Source organism: Variovorax sp. GrIS 2.14 (assembly GCF_046115955.1).
Taxonomy (GTDB): domain Bacteria; phylum Pseudomonadota; class Gammaproteobacteria; order Burkholderiales; family Burkholderiaceae_C; genus Variovorax.
Genome location: NZ_JBJXIA010000004.1, coordinates 160,973 through 176,085, shown reverse-complemented (window position 1 = coordinate 176,085; position 15,113 = coordinate 160,973). Strand labels below are relative to the sequence as shown.

15 protein-coding genes and 1 tRNA gene are annotated in these 15,113 nt (G+C 63.1%); 6 read left to right on the top strand and 10 right to left on the bottom strand.

Annotation, left to right across the window (positions count from 1 at the left end; genetic code table 11):
• Window positions 1–128: 128 nt before the first annotated feature.
• The 5 genes from RCH10_RS09030 (at window position 129) to RCH10_RS09010 (ending at window position 7,150) form a co-directional block, all read left to right on the top strand.
• Window positions 129–2,669: a PAS domain S-box protein gene (locus RCH10_RS09030; protein ID WP_409052101.1), complete on the top strand. Its 2,541-nt coding sequence runs from the start codon at window positions 129–131 to the stop codon at window positions 2,667–2,669.
• The gene (locus RCH10_RS09025) at window positions 2,666–3,295 is read left to right on the top strand and encodes a response regulator transcription factor (protein WP_187052477.1); all 630 of its coding nucleotides are present in this window, start codon (window positions 2,666–2,668) and stop codon (window positions 3,293–3,295) included. Before RCH10_RS09030 ends, RCH10_RS09025 begins: the two co-directional genes overlap by 4 nt.
• A gap of 102 nt (window positions 3,296–3,397) precedes the next feature.
• On the top strand, window positions 3,398–4,267 hold the full coding sequence (gene folD, locus RCH10_RS09020) for a bifunctional methylenetetrahydrofolate dehydrogenase/methenyltetrahydrofolate cyclohydrolase FolD (RefSeq protein WP_409052100.1): 870 nt from the start codon (window positions 3,398–3,400) through the stop codon (window positions 4,265–4,267).
• Window positions 4,268–4,344: 77 nt separating this feature from the next.
• Window positions 4,345–6,426 carry a M3 family metallopeptidase gene (locus RCH10_RS09015; RefSeq protein WP_323496419.1) on the top strand — a complete coding sequence of 694 codons (2,082 nt, stop codon included), beginning with the start codon at window positions 4,345–4,347 and terminating at the stop codon, window positions 6,424–6,426.
• A gap of 67 nt (window positions 6,427–6,493) precedes the next feature.
• A complete protein-coding gene (locus RCH10_RS09010) occupies window positions 6,494–7,150 on the top strand; it encodes a glutaredoxin domain-containing protein (RefSeq protein WP_409052099.1) in 657 nt (218 codons plus the stop codon).
• Between the two features lie 42 nt (window positions 7,151–7,192).
• On the opposite strand, the gene rpiA is transcribed toward RCH10_RS09010, so the two are convergent.
• Window positions 7,193–7,888, bottom strand: coding sequence for a ribose-5-phosphate isomerase RpiA (rpiA, locus tag RCH10_RS09005; RefSeq protein ID WP_409052098.1), 696 nt, complete (start codon window positions 7,886–7,888; stop codon window positions 7,193–7,195).
• 90 nt (window positions 7,889–7,978) lie between these two features.
• Between rpiA and RCH10_RS09000 the strand changes: the two genes are divergently transcribed.
• On the top strand, window positions 7,979–9,037 hold the full coding sequence (locus tag RCH10_RS09000) for a quinone-dependent dihydroorotate dehydrogenase (RefSeq protein ID WP_409052228.1): 1,059 nt from the start codon (window positions 7,979–7,981) through the stop codon (window positions 9,035–9,037).
• A 30-nt stretch (window positions 9,038–9,067) separates the two neighbouring features.
• Here RCH10_RS09000 and RCH10_RS08995 read toward each other — a convergent pair whose 3' ends face one another.
• From RCH10_RS08995 to iscU, 9 genes are all read right to left on the bottom strand, one after another.
• A complete protein-coding gene (locus RCH10_RS08995) occupies window positions 9,068–9,364 on the bottom strand; it encodes a glycine zipper domain-containing protein (RefSeq protein ID WP_187052482.1) in 297 nt (98 codons plus the stop codon).
• Between the two features lie 73 nt (window positions 9,365–9,437).
• Window positions 9,438–10,556, bottom strand: coding sequence for an NAD(P)/FAD-dependent oxidoreductase (locus RCH10_RS08990; RefSeq protein ID WP_409052097.1), 1,119 nt, complete (start codon window positions 10,554–10,556; stop codon window positions 9,438–9,440).
• A gap of 172 nt (window positions 10,557–10,728) precedes the next feature.
• Window positions 10,729–10,803: transfer RNA gene (locus RCH10_RS08985), tRNA-Val, on the bottom strand.
• A 69-nt stretch (window positions 10,804–10,872) separates the two neighbouring features.
• Window positions 10,873–11,577 carry a DNA polymerase III subunit epsilon gene (gene dnaQ, locus RCH10_RS08980; RefSeq protein ID WP_323496414.1) on the bottom strand — a complete coding sequence of 235 codons (705 nt, stop codon included), beginning with the start codon at window positions 11,575–11,577 and terminating at the stop codon, window positions 10,873–10,875.
• Window positions 11,577–11,915 (bottom strand): ISC system 2Fe-2S type ferredoxin, encoded by a 339-nt coding sequence (gene fdx / locus RCH10_RS08975; RefSeq protein ID WP_187052485.1) that lies wholly within the window; start codon window positions 11,913–11,915, stop codon window positions 11,577–11,579. Before fdx ends, dnaQ begins: the two co-directional genes overlap by 1 nt.
• 7 nt (window positions 11,916–11,922) lie before the next feature.
• Window positions 11,923–13,779: a Fe-S protein assembly chaperone HscA gene (gene hscA, locus RCH10_RS08970; RefSeq protein WP_409052096.1), complete on the bottom strand. Its 1,857-nt coding sequence runs from the start codon at window positions 13,777–13,779 to the stop codon at window positions 11,923–11,925.
• A 4-nt stretch (window positions 13,780–13,783) separates the two neighbouring features.
• Entirely contained in the window at window positions 13,784–14,302 is a 519-nt protein-coding gene (hscB, locus tag RCH10_RS08965; protein ID WP_323501051.1) for a Fe-S protein assembly co-chaperone HscB, read from the bottom strand.
• Between the two features lie 62 nt (window positions 14,303–14,364).
• Complete coding sequence (gene iscA, locus RCH10_RS08960; protein WP_187052488.1) at window positions 14,365–14,688, bottom strand: iron-sulfur cluster assembly protein IscA; 324 nt, start codon at window positions 14,686–14,688, stop codon at window positions 14,365–14,367.
• A gap of 2 nt (window positions 14,689–14,690) precedes the next feature.
• Window positions 14,691–15,113: a Fe-S cluster assembly scaffold IscU gene (gene iscU, locus RCH10_RS08955; RefSeq protein ID WP_187052489.1), complete on the bottom strand. Its 423-nt coding sequence runs from the start codon at window positions 15,111–15,113 to the stop codon at window positions 14,691–14,693.

The window sequence follows — 15,113 nt, the reverse complement described above, 5'->3', positions numbered from 1 at the left end:
CGGAATTGGCACCGCGCGGCAGTTTCCCACATTATTTAAGCAATTTCAAATGGCAGATGATGATTTCTTAATGTGATATTTCAGGCATGGCTTGATGGCGGTTCGCAGCCTTCCCCTACACTCGGCCGATGCCCTTTTCTTCCCCGATCGCGGTCGCTCGCAGCGCGGCAAATGCGTCTCCCCTTTCGTGGTGGCGGCGCTGGTGGCGGCGCCAAACGCCGGTGCTGCAAGACGCGGTCGCCATGCTCGCGCCGCTGGCCGCCGTGCTGCTGTTTCTGGGCGTGATCGTTTCGGCCTTCTGGTACCTGCGGGCTGAAGAAGTCGAGAGGGAACAGGAGTCGGTCAAGCGCGATGTCGAGTACGCGCAGCAACGCGTCCGATTGCGGCTGCTGGAACGGCAAGAGCAACTGATGCGACTGGCCCGCGATGCGTCGAACCGCGAGATCGATGCGGCCGAGTTCGGCAGCCGCGCCGAGTCGCTGGTGAGCCAATTCCCGGAACTGCAGGAGATCAGCTGGATCGATGATCGCCGGCGCTTCAAGGCGAGCTATGCGGCGCCGAGCGTGCATCCGTCGCAGCAGCATCCGGTCGGCGAAGTGCTGCGGCCCGGCGACACCGAAAGCAACTACGCGCTTGCTCGCGAACTGCGCCAGCCCGTGTTCTCGCAGCCGATGGCCGGGACCGATCCGCCGAGCATGCTGCAGCTCCACATCCCGCTCTTCGATCAAGGCCTGTTCGCAGGCGCCGTGGTCGGCGAATTTTCTGTCGACGGACTGCTCCGCTACGGCATTCCGCCGGAAGTCTCGGCACGGTATGCCGTGTCGCTGCTCGATGCCAAGAGCGGCCTGTTGGCCGGCAACACCGTCAATCCGCGCGCGGCCGGCACGCGCCTGCTGCCCTGGGCCGAGCACACCAACGAGTACGAGGTGCCGGTGTCGCCGGTCGGCAACGGCCTGGTGCTGCGCGCCCAGGCGTATCGCACGTCGCAAGGCTTCGTCGGCAACGGCCTCTTCTGGCTGGTCGGCGCATTGAGTGTGCTCACCAGCTGGATGCTCATCGGCACCTGGCGCCACACACGGCGGCGACTGCAGGCGCAACAGGCACTGATCGCCGAAACCAACTTCCGCCGGGCGATGGAAAACTCGATGCTGACCGGCATGCGGGTGCTTGATCTCGAAGGCCGTATCACCTACGTCAACGCCGCCTTTTGCGCGATGACCGGCTGGAGCGAAACCGAGCTGGTCGGCCAGGCGCCGCCATTTCCGTACTGGCTCGAATCCGATCGCGAGGTCATGAACGACCGGCTCGAAGAAGAATTGCATGGCCGGGCCTTGCCAGGCGGTTTTCAGGTGCGGGTGCGGCGCAAGAACGGCAGCATCTTCAACGCGCGGCTGTATGTGTCGCCGCTGATCGACGCCCGCGGCCATCAGACCGGCTGGATGACGTCGATGACCGACATCACCGAGCCGACGCGCATTCGGGAGCAGCTGTCGGCCTCTTACGAGCGTTTCACGACCGTGCTCGAAGCGCTCGATGCGGCGGTGTCGGTCGCTCCGATCGGCAGCGAAGAATTGCTGTTCGCCAATAAGCTCTATCGGCTCTGGTTCGGTTCCAACACCGTCGGCCACCTGGGCATGGTGGCGCAGGCCGGTGTGCCGGCCTCGCAGGCGCACGACGAGGCGCTGGACGATGTCGACCCGTTCGCCGGCTTGCCGATCGACACGCTCACCGCCGCCCAGCCCGCCAACAACGAGATCTTCGTACTCGAGCTCGGCAAGTGGCTCGAAGTGCGCTCACGCTATCTGACCTGGGTCGACGGAAGGTTGGCGCAGATGGTGATTGCGACCGACATCACACCGCGTCGCGTGGCAGAGGAGCAGGCCGCTGCGCAGGCCGATCGCGCGCAGGCGGCGAGTCGGCTCATCACCATGGGTGAAATGGCGTCGAGCGTGGCGCACGAACTCAACCAGCCGCTGACAGCCATCGCCAACTACTGCAACGGCATGGCGTCGCGCATCCGTGGTCAGACGATCGATTCCGAATCGCTGTTGGCCGCGCTCGACAAGACATCCAAGCAGGCGCAGCGGGCCGGCCAGATCATTCAGCGCATCCGGTCTTTTGTGAAACGCAGCGAGCCCAATCGCACGCCGGCCGAGGTGAGCACGATGGTGAGCGAAGCGGTGGAACTGGCCGGCATCGAACTGCGGCGCCGCAATGTGCGACTCAACCACTACGTGGCGGCGCGGTTGCCGATCCTGCAGGTCGACCCGATCCTGATCGAGCAGGTGATGGTCAATCTGCTGAAGAACGCGGCCGAGTCGATCGACAACGCGAACCGGCCACTGGCGCGGCGCAGCGTCGAATTGCGCGTGCTGCCCAAAACGATCGAGGGCCAAAGCGCCGTCGAGTTCTCGGTGCAAGACACCGGCATGGGTCTGGCACCCGAAGTGATGGACCGGCTTTACGAAGCATTCTTCTCGACCAAACCAGAAGGCATGGGCATCGGTCTCAACTTGTGCCGCACCATCGTCGAGTCGCATCGCGGCCGCATGCAGGCGGAGAACATCTACAATGGTTCAGATGTCGTCGGATGCCGTTTTTCCTTCTGGATTCCGGTGTTGGATGCTCTTAAATCCATAGCAAACGACGAGGCAAAGGTACCTGCATGAGCTTGATTCCGAAGAAGGGCACGGTCTACGTCGTCGACGACGACGAAGCAGTCCGCGATTCGCTGCAGTGGCTGCTCGAAGGCAAGGACTACCGAGTCCGCTGCTTCGATTCCGCCGAGTCTTTTTTGTCCCGCTACGACCCGCGCGAGGTCGCCTGCCTGATCGTCGACATCCGCATGGGTGGTATGACCGGGCTTGAATTGCAAGACCGGCTGATCGAACGCCGCTCGCCGCTGCCCATCGTCGTCATTACCGGTCACGGCGACGTGCCGATGGCAGTCGACTCGATGAAGAAGGGCGCGATGGATTTCATCCAGAAGCCATTCAATGACGAAGAACTGGTGACGCTGGTCGAACGCATGCTCGAACACGCGCGCAGCGCTTTTGCGCAGCACCAGCAATCGGCCAGTCGTGATGCCCTGCTGTCCAAGCTCACCGGCCGCGAAGCGCAGGTGCTCGAACGCATCGTCGCCGGCCGGCTCAACAAACAGATCGCCGACGACCTTGGCATCAGCATCAAGACGGTCGAGGCGCATCGCGCCAACATCATGGAAAAGCTCAACGCCAACACCGTAGCCGATCTGTTGAAAATCGCGCTGGGTCAGGCGGCCCCCGTCAAAGCCTGATGCTCGCCAGGCAGGCGGTGAACCGATGCCTATGGCTTCGATAGCAATCGATGACTTCAACGCCTGCGCAAGCGGGCGTTTTTACTTGGAAAATCGAATCCGATGACAGCTCAACTGATCGACGGCAACGCACTCTCGCGCACGCTCCGCGCCGAGGTCGCCCAACGCGCCACCGCGCTCAAGATCCGCGGCGTGGTGCCTGGCCTCGCCGTGGTGCTGGTCGGCGAGAACCCCGCGAGTCAGGTCTACGTACGCAACAAGGTCAAGGCCTGCGCAGACAACGGCTTGCACTCGGTGCTCGAGCAGTACCCAGCCGACCTGACTGAAGCCGGCCTGCTGGCGCGCGTCGAGGCACTCAACAACGACCCGACCATCCACGGCATCCTCGTGCAACTGCCGCTGCCGCCGCACATCGACGCACAGAAGGTGATCGAGGCCATTGCCCCTGCCAAAGACGTCGATGGCTTCCACGTGGCGAGCGCCGGCGCGTTGATGACCGGGTCGCCCGGTTTCTGGCCCTGCACGCCATACGGCTGCATGAAGATGCTCGAATCCATCGGCTATGACCTGCGTGGCAAGCATGCCGTTGTCATCGGCCGCAGCAACATCGTCGGCAAGCCGATGGCGCTGATGCTGCTCGCCAAGAGCGCGACCGTGACGATCTGCCACAGCGCCACCGCCGACCTCGGCGCGATGACCCGGCAGGCCGACGTGATCGTCGCTGCCGTCGGCAAGCGCAACGTGCTGACCGCCGGCATGGTCAAGCCTGGCGCGGTAGTGATCGACGTGGGCATGAACCGCAACGAAGAAGGCAAGCTCTGCGGCGACGTCGATTTCAACGGCGTCAAGGAAGTCGCCGGCTGGATCACGCCCGTGCCCGGCGGCGTCGGCCCGATGACGATCACCATGCTGCTGGTCAATACCGTCGAAGCCGCGGAACGCGTCGCCGCTTCACAGGCTCTCACCGCATAGGCCTTCACTGCACAGGGCGGTCACCACAAGCCGCTTTCCTACTTGTACTCACGCCGCCTCGCCGCCACATACACACCATGACCCAAACGACCGCCACGCTCAATCCGCTTCTCGACAATCCACTTCTCGATTTCACCGACCTCCCACTGTTCGACAAGATCCAGCCGGAGCACGTGGCACCGGCGGTCGACGCGTTGCTCGCGGAGTCCGATGCGGCACTTGAAACCGTGACAGCCCCGGGCTTTCCGTCGGACTGGACGGCCATCTCGAAAGTGCTCGACGTAGCGTCCGAGCGCTTCAGCCGAGCCTGGGGCGCAGTGGGTCATTTGAACGCCGTCGCCGACACGCCCGAACTGCGCGCCGCCTACAACGAAGCGATGCCGCGTGTCACCGCGTTCTGGACGCGCTTGGGTTCCGACGAGCGGCTCTATGCCAAGTACAAGGCCATCAATGCGACCACTCTCGACACCGAGCAGCAGCAGGCGCACAAGAATGCGGTCCGCAACTTCGTGCTCGGCGGCGCTGAATTGCAAGGCGCTGCCAAAGAACGCTTCGCCGAAATCCAGGAGCGTCAGGCCGAACTGAGCCAGAAGTTCAGCGAGAACGCGCTCGATGCGACTGATGCGTTCGCGTACTACGCATCGCCCGCCGAGCTCGATGGCATCCCGGAAGACGTGGTGAGCACGGCCCGCGCCGCGGCCGAGTCGGAGGGCAAGGCCGGCTACAAGCTCACACTGAAGATGCCGTGCTATCTGCCGGTGATGCAGTTCGCAAAAAGCAGCGCGCTGCGAGAAACGCTCTACCGCGCCTACGTCACCCGCGCCAGCGAGTTCGGCGACGCCAAGCTCGACAACACCGCGCTGATCACAGAGATCCTTGCGCTGCGGGAAGAAGAAGCCAAGCTCCTGGGCTACAAGAGTTTCGGCCAGCTGTCGGTCGTGCCGAAGATGGCTGAATCGCCTGAACAGGTCGTCAAGTTCTTGCGTGACCTCGGCGTCAAGGCCAAGCCCTACGGCCAACGCGATCTGGCTGACCTGAAGGCTTTCGCAACGACGCAGCTCGGGTTGACCGACCCACAGCCTTGGGACTGGACCTTCATCGGCGAAAAGCTCAAGGAAGCGCGCTACGCGTTCAGCGAACAAGAGGTCAAGGAATACTTCACCGCGCCGAAGGTGATGGCGGGCCTGTTCAAGATCGTCGAGACCTTGTTCGAGGTGGCCATCCGTCGCGACAGCGCGCCGGTCTGGCACCCGACAGTCGAGTTCTACCGCATCGAGCGCGCCGGCACCACGGTGGGCCAGTTCTACCTCGACCCGTCCGCACGCGCAGGAAAGCGCGGCGGTGCCTGGATGGACGATGTGCGCGCGCGCTGGTTGCGCCCCGACACCGGCGCCCTGCAAACGCCCATCGCGCAACTGGTCTGCAACTTTGCCGAAGGCGTCGATGGCAATCCGCCGCTGTTGACGCACGACGACGTGACCACGTTGTTCCACGAGTTCGGCCATGGCCTGCAGCACATGCTGACGCAGATCAACGAGCGAGACGTGTCGGGCATCAGCGGTGTCGAATGGGACGCCGTCGAGCTGCCGAGCCAGTTCATGGAGAACTTCTGCTGGGAATGGGACGTGCTGCAGCACATGACCTCGCACGTAGACACCGGCGAGCCGCTGCCGCGCGCGCTGTTCGACAAGATGATTGCCGCCAAGAATTTTCAGAGCGGCCTGCAGACGCTGCGCCAGATCGAGTTCTCGCTTTTCGACATGCTGCTGCACACCGAATACCAGGCCGCCACCGCGAAGCCAGGCGACGTGCTCGCGTTGCTGGCGCAGGTCCGCAGCGAAATGGCGGTCATGCCTTCGCCGACCTTCAGCCGGACGCCCAACACCTTCAGCCACATCTTTTCGGGCGGCTACGCAGCGGGCTACTACAGCTACAAGTGGGCCGAGGTGTTGAGTGCCGATGCGTACGCGGCTTTCGAGGAAACGGCGGGCGCCAACGGCGAGCCGAGCATCGAGACCGGCCGCAAGTATCGCGAGGCCATCCTCGAATCCGGTGGCAGCCGCAGCGCCATGGACTCGTTCAAGGCGTTTCGAGGGCGCGAGCCGCAACTCGATGCGTTGTTGCGACACCAGGGCATGGCCGAGCCGCAACTGGCGTGACATTGCGTGGCAGCCGGGGGCGGGTGCTGAGATACTCGGGCGATCGATTCGATCACGGAGCCAGCTGATGAAATTGACCGCCCGACTCTCCGCCCTGCCGCTGTCGCTCGGCCTGTTGCTTGTCACCGCCAGCGCAGCGGCGCAGCCGGTGTATCGCAACGTCGACAAGAGCGGCAAGATTTCCTTTTCGGATCAGGCACCCGCTGCCAATGCGCAGCCAGCCGCCCCGCGCGCTGGCATTTCGAGCGCGAGCACGGAAGGATTGCCGTACGAGTTGCGGCAAGTCGTGCAGCGGTATCCGGTCATGCTCTACACCAGTGACGAATGCGCACCTTGCGTGGCCGCTCGCTCCTTGCTCATCACTCGCGGGGTTCCGTTCGACGAGCGGCTGATCAAGACCGATGCAGACACCGCCGCCCTGCAGCGGCTGAGCGGGCAAACGTCGTTGCCGGTATTGAGCATCGGCTCGCAGCAGCTCAAAGGGTTTTCGGACGCCGAATGGTCGCAATACCTCGACGCGGCCAGCTATCCGAAGAGCTCGCAACTGCCCGCCGGCTATCGACCGGCACCGGCGCGGCCGCTGGTGGCTCAATCACCGGCGCCGGCTGCGACCGGCTCGGCCAACACAGCGGGCAACGCGCCAGCAGCGGTAGCGCAGCCAACCGTTCCGCAGTCTGTCAACAACGGGCCGACGCCGAGCAATCCGGCCGGCATCAAGTTTTAAGCCGGCGGCGGTTACGCTATTCCAAAGCCGCCTCCTTCCCGCTCAATCGAACTGCAGGGTCTCGACCCCCGTCGGGGTCCCGAGCAGGCACACATCGGCCTTCTGATAGGCGAAGATGCCGACAGTGACAACACCGGGCCACTGGCTCACTTCGGCCTCGAAGGCACGCGGGTCGGTGATCTTCAGGCCCGACACATCGATGATGTGCTGGCCGTTGTCGGTGACCAGCGGTAGCCCGTCCTTCTCGCGCACCTGCGCCTCGCCACCGAGTCTTGCAAACTGCCGAATGATCCGGCGTGCCGCCATAGGAATCACTTCCACAGGCAGCGGAAAATCCCCCAGCGTGTTCACCAATTTCGATGCATCGGCAATGCAGACGAAGCGCCGCGACTGTGCCGCCACGATCTTCTCGCGCGTAAGCGCAGCACCGCCGCCTTTGATCATGTGGCCGCGGTGATCGATCTCGTCGGCGCCGTCGATGTAGACAGACAGCTCCTCGACCTCGTTGCTATCGAACACCGGAATGCCAGCGGCACGCAGCCGCTCCGACGATGCCACCGAACTCGACACCGCACCCTTGATCTCGTTCTTGATCGTGGCGAGCGCATCGATGAATTTGTTGACGGTCGAGCCCGTGCCGACGCCGACGATCTCGCCGCGCGTCACGTAGTCGAGCGCCGCAAGTCCGACTTGGGCCTTCATCTGTTCTTGTGTCAAGGGCGTAGCGGGTGAAGTCATCGCGGAGAATCCAGGTTCATTGAAGTCCGGAATTATCCGGTGTCACCGATTCCGGTGATGCCACGCCCGACACCACGCTTGCTCACGCTGATGCCCCTCTCCTCGCTCTACAGCCTTGCCCGCCCTTTTCTTTTTGGCTTTGACGCCGAGCACGCGCATGAGCTCACTCTCGGTGCGCTGGCCCTTACGCAGAACACGCCATTCGATTTTGCTTATGCGGCACCGCGCGTCGATGACCCGGTGACATTGGCCGGCCTGACCTTTCCGAATCGCATTGGTCTGGCCGCCGGGCTCGACAAGAACGCACGCTGCATCGATGCCTTTGCCGCGATGGGCTTCGGCTTCGTCGAGGTCGGCACCGTCACGCACAAGGCGCAACCGGGCAATGCCAAACCGCGGATCTTTCGCTTGCCGGAGCGTGAGGCGCTCATCAACCGGCTCGGCTTCAACAACGACGGGCTGGATGCCTTCGTCGCCAATGTTCAGCGTGTCCAGTTTCGCAAACGAAACGCCGCAGCGCCGATGCTGCTCGGCCTGAACATCGGCAAGAACGCCTCGACACCGATCGAGCGCGCAACCGACGACTACCTGCTATGCCTCGACGGCGTTTACCCGCACGCCGACTACGTGACGATCAATATCTCGAGCCCGAACACTGCCAACTTGCGCTCGCTGCAAAGCGACGAAGCGCTGGATGCGCTGCTCGGCGCTGTGGCCGAACGCGGGACCGTGTTGGCGGCACAGCACGGCAAGCGCGTGCCGCTGTTCGTGAAGATCGCGCCGGACCTGGACGCTGCGCAAGTCGGCGTCATCGCCGCGGCATTGCAGCGTCACCACATGGACGGCGTGATCGCAACCAACACCACGCTCTCGCGCGAGGCGGTCAAGGGTCTGCCGCACGCGGAAGAAGCGGGAGGACTTTCAGGTGCGCCAGTCCGCGAGGCAAGCAATCGCGTGATCGGTCAACTGCGCAAGTTGCTAGGCAAGGGCTTTCCGATCATCGGGGCCGGCGGCGTGTTGAGCGCGACCGACGCTTGCGACAAAATCTCAGCCGGTGCCGATGTCGTACAGATCTACACCGGCCTGATCTACCGCGGGCCCGGCCTGGTGCGGGAAGCCGCTGAGGCGCTGCGCAAGCTCGGCGACTGAGCGCCCGCGACGCATGCCGTCGCCCTCAGATCAGCGGCGACCGAGCAACAGGCCCAGTAGCACGCCCACCGCGAGTGCAGCGCCTGCGATTTGCCATGGCTCGTCGTGCGCATAGGTGTTGGCGCTGTCTGCAGCCTCACGCGCCTTCTTGGCGGCAATGCGCGCCTTTTCGGCGGTCAGTTCCTTGGCGATGGCGATCTTGGCATCGACGCGCTGGCGCAAGGCCTTGATGTGCGGCACCGAGTCGAGTTCTTTGCTGGCGAGAACGCCTCGCACGTCTTCAACCACCGCATCGGCGGCTGCTTCGAGATTGCTGGTAGCACTCATTGAAATGTTCCCTCCGTGGATTGACGCCGGCACTGTGCCGACGACTTTGACACGCCTGCAATTGGCGTGCCGCTCATGGTACAGCCGCCAAACGGCCACCGAGCAATCCGGCGACATGCGTACCGATCGCCAGGCTGCTGGTAAGGCCCGGCGACTCGATGCCGAACAGGTTGACCAGACCCCGTACGCCGTGATCGGCAGGGCCTGATATGACGAAGTCCATCGCCGGCTGTCCCGGGCCAGAGAGCTTGGGGCGCATCCCTGCATAACCCGGCAGCAACGCGCCTTCGCGAAGCGCGGGCCAGTAACGTCTGACTTCGGCGTAAAAGGCGTCGCCACGAGCCGGATCGACCACCAGATCGACGGGCGACGACACCCATTCGACGTCGGGCCCGAACTTGGCCTGACCGCCCAGGTCGATCGTCAGATGAACGCCAAGCCCCCCAACTTCGGGCACCGGATAGATGAGGCGGCTGAAGGGCGCGCGGCCCGCGAGGGTGAAGTAATTTCCCTTTGCGAAATACTCGGTCGGGACTGCGTCGGCAGGCAAACCGGCAAAGCGTCGGGCAAGCGCAGGGGCGGACAGCCCAGCAGCGTTGACGACGCTGTTGCAGCGTACGCACGTACCGTCTTCCAGCTGTAGCTCGATCGCGCGGTCGACGCACTTGGCCGCAACGACTGAGGACTTGATCGCCAGAACACCACCCGCGTTTTCCATGTCGCCCTGAAAGCTCAGCATCAACGCGTGGCTGTCGATGATGCCGGTGCTGGGCGAGTGCAGCGCGGCCAGACATTCCAGTTCTGGCTCCATGGCCCGCGCTTCAACGCCGTTCAATCGCACGATGTCGGGGACGCCGTTGCGCAGCGCCTTGACCTGAATGGCCTCGAGTTCTTCGATTTGCGCAGGGGTCGTTGCCACGATCAACTTGCCGCAGCGCCTATGCGGCACGCCGCGCTGTGCCGCATAGGCGTACAGCGCCGCGTTGCCAGCGACACACAGCGTCGCTTTCAACGAGTCTCGCGGGTAATAGATGCCGGCATGGATGACTTCGCTGTTTCGGGAGCTGGTGCCGGTGCCGATGGCGCTCTCCGCCTCCAACACGACAACCTCGTGCCCTCGCAATGCCAGGGCCCGCGCGACCGCCAAACCCACAACGCCGGCGCCTATGACGGCGCAATCGATGGTCTCCATGACACGAGCTTAGCGTCTTGTCGCAGATTGCTCGAGAGGCGTGTCGGTCAGCGCCATCGGATCAACAAAAAGAAGGGGAAGTTTGGGGCAACCAGCCAGCGAGCGAGTGGCCCGATCTGCAGTACGGCTGTGCAGACGCGAGGACGCATCTAACCTGTCTGACTGAAGGAATTGGTGGGCGGTCCAGGTTTCGAACCTGGGACCCCAGCAGTGTGAATGCTGTGCTCTACCCCTGAGCTAACCGCCCGAGCGCTGCTGCTGCAACACTTTGGATCTCCACGCTACGGCGCGGAGCCTCAAATTATGCCATAGGGCTCTAGCTGACCTGGCGGAACAGCGTACGTCCGTTGCTGGCCTTGTCGAGCTGCTGCAGCGTCGCGTCGTGTGCCGCCAATTCGACATCGGCTGCGTAGATCACCGGTAAATCGAAGCTGCGCAAATCGATGGCCACGAAGGTACCCAGCGCTGGCTCGTTGGATGCCACATCGATCAGCAAGGCGTCCTGTCCACGCGTGAGGTTGATGTAGACGTCGGCCAGCAACTGGGCATCGAGCTTGGCGCCGTGGAAGGTCCGATTCGAGCGATCGACGCCGAAACGGTCGCACAGTGCATCGAGCGAATTGCGCTTGCCGGGGTACACCTGCTTGGCCATGGCCAGCGTGTCGGTAACCTGGCCGACGAAAGTCTTCAACGGCGGCAGGCCGACTCGCTCGAACTCCTTGTTAAGAAAGCCGACGTCGAACGCAGCGTTGTGAATGATCAACTCTGCATCGCGCAGGTACTCGATCACGTCGTTAGCAAGCGCAGCGAACTTGGGCTTGTCGCGCAGGAAATCCGTCGTCAGCCCGTGCACCTTGAGCGCGTCTTCGTGGCTCTCGCGCTCGGGGTTGAAATAAATGTGCAGATCGTTGCCGGTGAGCTTGCGATTGAACAACTCCACGCAACCGAGTTCGATCACACGATCGCCGTTTTCTGCAGAGAGGCCGGTGGTTTCGGTATCGAGAACAACGAGACGCGACATCAGTGGTTTTCCTTGGCGTGATTGATCGAGTACTTCGGGATCTCGATGGTCACGTTCTGCTGCGCCAAGATGGCCTGGCAACTCAGGCGCGATTGCGGCTCGAGCCCCCAGGCGCGGTCGAGCAGATCTTCTTCGCCCTCTTCCGCCTCGTTGAGCGAATCGAAGCCTTGGCGAACCAGCACATGGCAGGTCGTGCAGGCGCAGCTCATCTCGCACGCGTGCTCGATATTGATGTGATGTTCGAGCAGCGCCTCGCAGATCGACGTGCCCGCAGGCGCGGTGATCTCGGCGCCTTGCGGACAGTATTCGGGGTGGGGCAGGATCTTGATGACTGGCATTTTTTTTCTACAGGGATTCGACTTTGCGACCCGAGAGTGCTCGGGCAATACCGGCATTCATGCGCGCTGCGGCAAAGCCTTCTGTCACATGAGCGAGCGCTTTGGTAGCGGCCTCTACCACCGCGGCATCGGTGCTCCGATGGGCTTGGCGCAGCGCCGTCATCGACTGATCGATCAGCGTGCGATCTTCAGAGCTCAGCAGGTCGCCGTCGGCGTCGAGCGCGCTCTGCGTCGCGAGCAGCATGCGATCGGCGTCCACACGTGCTTCGACCAGAGCCCGCGCCTGCATGTCTTGCTGCGCGGTCGCGAAACTGTCTTGCAGCATCGTCGCGATCTGGTCGTCCGACAGTCCATACGAGGGCTTCACGGTGACGCTGGCTTCCACACCACTGCCCTGCTCCTTGGCGCCGACGCTGAGCAAGCCGTCGGCATCGACGGTGAAGGTGACGCGAATGCGCGCAGCGCCAGCCGACATCGGCGGGATGCCGCGCAAGGTGAAACGCGCGAGGCTGCGGCAATCGGCAACGAGATCGCGCTCGCCTTGCACCACATGCAAAGCAAGCGCGGTTTGCCCGTCCTGGTAGGTGGTGAAGTCTTGCGCCATCGCGGTCGGAATGGTCTGGTTGCGTGGGACGATGCGCTCCACGAGCCCGCCCATGGTCTCGATGCCGAGCGACAGCGGGATCACGTCGAGCAGCAACAAATCGTCCGCGCCGCCGTTGCCTGCCAACTGGTTGGCCTGGATCGCTGCGCCGAGTGCGACGACTTCGTCCGGGTTCAAATTGGTCAGTGGCGCACGACCGAAGAACTCGCCGACCGCATGCTGGATCTGCGGCATGCGCGTCGACCCGCCCACCATGACGATGCCCTGCAGGTCATCGGTCTTGAGCCTGGCATCGCGCAGCGCTTTGCGCACTGCGGCGATGGTGCGGTCCGTGAGCGGCTTGGTCGCCACATCGAACTGCTGCCGGGTGAGCTCGAACTGCACGTCGGCACTTGACACCTGCACATGAAACAGCGTCGAAGCCGAAGTGCTGAGCGCTTCTTTTGCAGCGCGCGCTGCCACAAGCATCGTGGCCCGATCGGCATCGTCTGTCGCGTGCGCACCGGTGTTCGACAGCACGAGATCAGCGATCGCGTGATCGTAGTCGTCACCACCCAGCGCAGAGTCGCCCCCAGTCGCGATCACCTCGAACACGCCCCGCGTCAGTCGCAGGATGGAAATGTCGAAAGTGCCGCCGCCCAGGTCATAAACCGCGTAGACGCCTTCGCTGGCGTTATCGAGGCCGTAGGCGATGGCAGCAGCCGTCGGCTCGCTGATGAGCCGAAGCACATTGATGCCTGCGAGCTGCGCGGCGTCTTTGGTGGCCTGGCGCTGTCCTTCGTCGAAATAGGCCGGCACGGTAATGACCGCACCGTAGAGCGAATCATCGAAAGTGTCTTCGGCGCGGAAACGCAGCGTGGCCAGAATCTCGGCGCTGATCTCGACCGGCGATTTGATGCCCGCCGCAGTGTCGACCTTGACCATTCCGCCTTCGTCCACCAACCGATACGACATCGCATCGCGGTTGACGATGTCGGACAAGCCGCGTCCCATCAGCCGTTTGACCGACGTGATGGTGTTGGCGGCGTCCTGCGCGCGTGCCGCCAGCGCTTCGAACCCGATCTGCCTACGCTCGGCGTCGAGGTAGCGAACCGCAGATGGAAGAATGACGCGGCCCTCGTTGTCGGGCAAGCATTCGGCAACGCCGTTGCGCACCGCGGCCACAAGCGAGTGCGTCGTGCCGAGGTCGATGCCGACGGCGATGCGCCGTTGATGCGGGTCCGGCGCCTGGCCCGGTTCGGAAATCTGCAGAAGTGCCATCGCTCTATTGTCCCAACTGATCGGCTTTGGACTCAACGTCGTCGGCAAAGCGCTCGATGAACATGAGGGCTCTCACCTGCTGCGCTGCCGCAGGGTGGTCGCCCTCTTCGTCGATAAAGCGGTCCAGAGAGGAGAGAGCCACCGCGCGCGCCGTCTCCACCTCGGTCCGTAACGCGTCGACAACTGCTACTTTCGTCGCGTCATCGAGCGTCTCGCGCCACTCCATCTGTTGCATCAGGAATGCGGGCGGCATCGCGGTATTGGTTTCGGCGTTGATCGACGAACCGCGTTGCTCGCACAAATAAGCGGCGCGCTTGACCGGATCTTTCAACCGCTGGTAAGCCTCGTTGATGCGCACCGACCATTGCATCGCCAGTCGCTGCGCGGCCGGGCCTTGCGCCGCGAAACGGTCTGGGTGCGCTTCGCGCTGCAGTTCCTTCCAACGCGCGTCCAGCGCCGCGCGGTCCTGCGCAAACATCGTTGGCACGGCGAAGAGTTCGAAGTCGGTGTCGTTAAGGTTCATGGCAATAAAAAAGCCGCCAGCACATGACATGGTGGCGGCTCGGGCGCGAAACGCGCACGGCGTCAAATCCTGAAAGACTCTCCGCAGCCGCAACGATCGCGCTCGTTTGGATTAATGAACTTGAAGCCTTCGTTCAAGCCTTCGCGAACGAAGTCGAGCTGCGTTCCGTCGATATAGGCCAGGCTTTTTGGATCGACGAGCACTTTGACGCCGCGGTCTTCGAAAACCACGTCTTCAGGCGCGAACTCATCGACATATTCCAGCTTGTAGGCGAGCCCGGAGCAGCCGGTTGTCTTGACGCCCAGACGCACACCCACGCCCTTGCCACGCTTACCGAGGTAGCGATTGACGTGGCGCGCGGCCGCATCGGTAAGGGTCACGGCCATGATCAGTGAACCGCTTCCTGAGGCGCAGCCTTGGCAGCCGATGCGGCGTGCTTGGCTTTGTAGTCGTTGACCGCTGCCTTGATCGCGTCTTCTGCCAGGATCGAGCAGTGAATCTTTACCGGCGGCAACGCCAGTTCTTCAGCGATCTGCGCGTTCTTGAGCGCAGCGGCTTCGTCGAGCGTCTTGCCCTTGACCCACTCGGTGACCAACGACGACGACGCGATGGCCGAGCCGCAGCCGTAGGTCTTGAAACGTGCGTCTTCGATCACGCCGGTTTCCGGGTTGACCTTGATCTGCAGCTTCATAACGTCGCCGCAAGCAGGTGCGCCGACCATGCCGGTGCCCACAGAGTCGTCGCCCTTTTCGAACGAACCGACGTTGCGGGGATTTTCGTAGTGGTCTATGACCTTGGATGAATATGCCAT